The 2953-nt window shown below is 63.1% G+C and carries 2 protein-coding genes; both read left to right on the top strand.

Translation table 11 applies throughout. From position 1 onward, the window contains the following. Positions 1-288 precede the first annotated feature (288 nt). Entirely contained in the window at positions 289-1749 is a 1461-nt protein-coding gene (locus ING15_RS19170; RefSeq protein ID WP_206456444.1) for an ArnT family glycosyltransferase, read from the top strand. A 248-nt stretch (positions 1750-1997) separates the two neighbouring features. Next, entirely contained in the window at positions 1998-2771 is a 774-nt protein-coding gene (locus tag ING15_RS19175) for an outer membrane protein (RefSeq protein ID WP_206456445.1), read from the top strand. The last annotated feature ends 182 nt before the right edge of the window (positions 2772-2953 follow it).

The raw sequence follows: 2953 nt of genomic DNA on the forward strand, positions 1-2953 counted from the left end.
CGTCCTCTGGACGCCGCTGCTCGTCCTGATCGGCGTGCATATCGCCGGTGCGCTGGCCCAGCATTTCGTGTTCCGGTCGGACGCGCTGCGGCGCATGGTGCCGATGATGAAGTCGCCGTCGGTGGTCGAACCGGTCGAATAGGGCGGCAATTCGCGACGACGGGCACAAGGCGGGAGCCGGCAAAAATCGTCCCGCCCCCACTATCTCGGAACCAGGCGCATAACCGATTCCGTCGCTCAAATAGCCGGATCTTCAGCAACCCGTCCGCACGTCTGGCGATGTCCTTCATGTCCCGCAGCATTCCAACCCTCGTCCCGCCGGTTCTCGCGCTCGGGCTGTTCATTCTTGTTTCGGCCGCCCTGCGGCCGGTGCTGCCGCCGGACGAGACGCGCTATCTCACCGTCGCCTGGGAGATGCTGGTCAATCGGGATTTCGTCGTTCCCACCTTCAATTTCGCCGCCTATCACCACAAGCCGCCGCTGCTGTTCTGGCTGATCGATCTGTCATGGGCGATCTTCGGCGTATCGCGCGTCGCCGCGCTCGCTGCGGTCTTTGCCATCTCCGCCACCGTCATGGTCCTGACGCGCCGCCTGGCGGACGAGCTGTTTCCCGGCGATGCGACGCTCCTCGACCGCGTCGGCTGGGCGACGCTCGGCAACGCCGTCTTCGTCATCTATGGTGGGTTGATCCTGTTCGACCTCCTGCTCACCGCCTGTATTCTCGGCGCGCTGATCGCGCTTCTGGTCCATGCCCGCTCGCCATCATGGCGCTGGATCGCCATCGCGGGTGTCGCCATCGGCCTGGGCGTTTTATCCAAGGGACCGGTGGTCTATCTCTTCTTGTTCTGGCCGATCGCGACCTATCCGCTCTGGCGGACCGAGCGTCAGGCGCTGTCGCCGAGGGCCTTTTGGCAAAGCGCTGGTCTCGCCGTCCTGGTCTCGCTGTTGCCGGTCGCCGCCTGGATCGTGCCCGCGCTGGTCGAAACCAATGGCGAGTTCGCCCGATCGCTGATCTGGGATCAGACGGCGGGTCGCATTTCCGGCTCGTTGTCGTCGAGCCATGCACGGCCCTTCTGGTTCTACCTGCCGCTGTTGCCGGTCTTTGCCATGCCGTGGATCTTTTCGCCTTATGTCTGGGCCGTTTACAAAGGGGCGATGAAACGCCCGGTGGCCGCGCTCCGCGATGTCTGGAGGTCTGCGCCCGCGCTGCGCTTGCTGGCCCTTTGGTTCGTGCCGGTCGTCGCCAGCTTCAGCCTGATCGCCGGCAAGCAGCCGCACTACCTCGTCCCGTTGCTGCCGGCCGCGGTCCTGGCCAGCGCCTATGTGATGTGCGCCATCCGTGTGAAGCTGATCAGGATCGGCGCGGCCATCATCCTTGGCCTGACGGTCCTCGGCCAGGCCGGCGCCGCTTTGTCGATCTTTCCCAATTATGACCTCGCTCCGCTCGCGAGACTGGTCGCGGCGCGCACGGGTCCTGTTGCCTTCGTCGGGGACTATCAGGGCGAGCTCGGTTTTCTCGGCCGCCTACGGCGTCCGCTCGACGTGATCGAAAGCGCCCAGGTGGAGCGATGGCTCGGCGACCACCCCACGGGTATGCTCGTCGCTATCGCTCTGAGACAAGGCGAGAGCCTCCCCGGCCGTCAGCTCTTCGATGCGCCATTCGCGCTCGATCGGCACATGGTCGCCAGCGAGGGTGTGCTCCCGCCGGCCGCGCTGAACACCCGTCCGGTGGCAGATCGCGCCCGCTGACGTCGCCGCCGGTTTTTCGCAAACCGTATAGTGCCGGTAATCTGGCCCCCATGAAGGGAGCTTAAACCGGACGCCGAGATGGGGATCGGATAGCGGACTTTTGCGATCCAGGACCTCGGGCATCGCGCGATGGCAACCGCGTCCATCGCCGTTCCCGGAGGGATCATCTCAGGCCGGGTCCTCTGTTTAAAGCGTTCGGAGGACCCGGCATTCGACGCCGAATGCGCCAACTTTCCTGGAGAGACTATATGAGATGGTTCCTGCTTGCCGCCCTGTCGGCGCCCTTTGTTAGGCCAGCCGCCGCCGCGGATCTGATCGTTCCCGAGCCGCCGGCACCGGCGCCGATCGAGATCATGGCACCGATCAATACATGGTCGGGCCTCTATATCGGCGGACAGGCCGGCGGTGCCTTCGGCTTCGACGGCGCCGACACGGTCTATAACTCTCGGCCCGGCTATCCCGGCGCCTTCGCCACCACACCGTCGGGCAACAAGTCGAGCTTCATCGGCGGCGGTCATATCGGCTACGACTATCAGATCGGTAATGTCGTCATCGGTGCGGTCGCGGACATCAACAAGATGAGCGGCTCGTCCGAGCGCAGCTTCTCGGTCGGCGGCGTCAGCTTCCCGGTCAAGGACAAGATCGACTACATGGGTACCGTGCGGGGTCGTCTCGGCTACGCCTACGATCGGTTCCTCGTTTACGGCACCGGCGGTCTTGCCTATGCCAAACGCAGCCAGAGCACGAGCTTTCCCACGACGACGTCTGGGCCGTTCACGGGCTACAACTTTTCCGAGAAAACCGACAAGACCGACACCGGCTACGCGGTCGGCGGCGGTATCGACTATCTCGTCTCGCGCAATCTGTCGGTGGGTCTTGAATATCTCTATGCGGACCTCGGCAATAACGACTGGTCGGCAAAGGCTACCAACGGTGCGCAACAGGTCGATTTTACCGCGAACACAAACGATCGGACAGATTTTCATACTGTCTGGGCCAAAATGTCCTATCGCTTCGACTGACGGCGTCTGACAAGAATTTCTGGCTTTCCCTTCGCGTCCGCCATCTCGGCGGGCGCATATTTTCTCGTAAGATGGGTGGCGCTGTCATATCGCCTTTTGCTCGCGAAATTACGAATGCGTATAGTCTTGGCCAAGGCGTGATCATCTGAGGTCGTCACTCTCTTTTGCGAAGGAGAATGGAG

The organism is Aurantimonas marina (assembly GCF_017183135.1).
Taxonomy (GTDB): domain Bacteria; phylum Pseudomonadota; class Alphaproteobacteria; order Rhizobiales; family Rhizobiaceae; genus Aurantimonas; species Aurantimonas marina.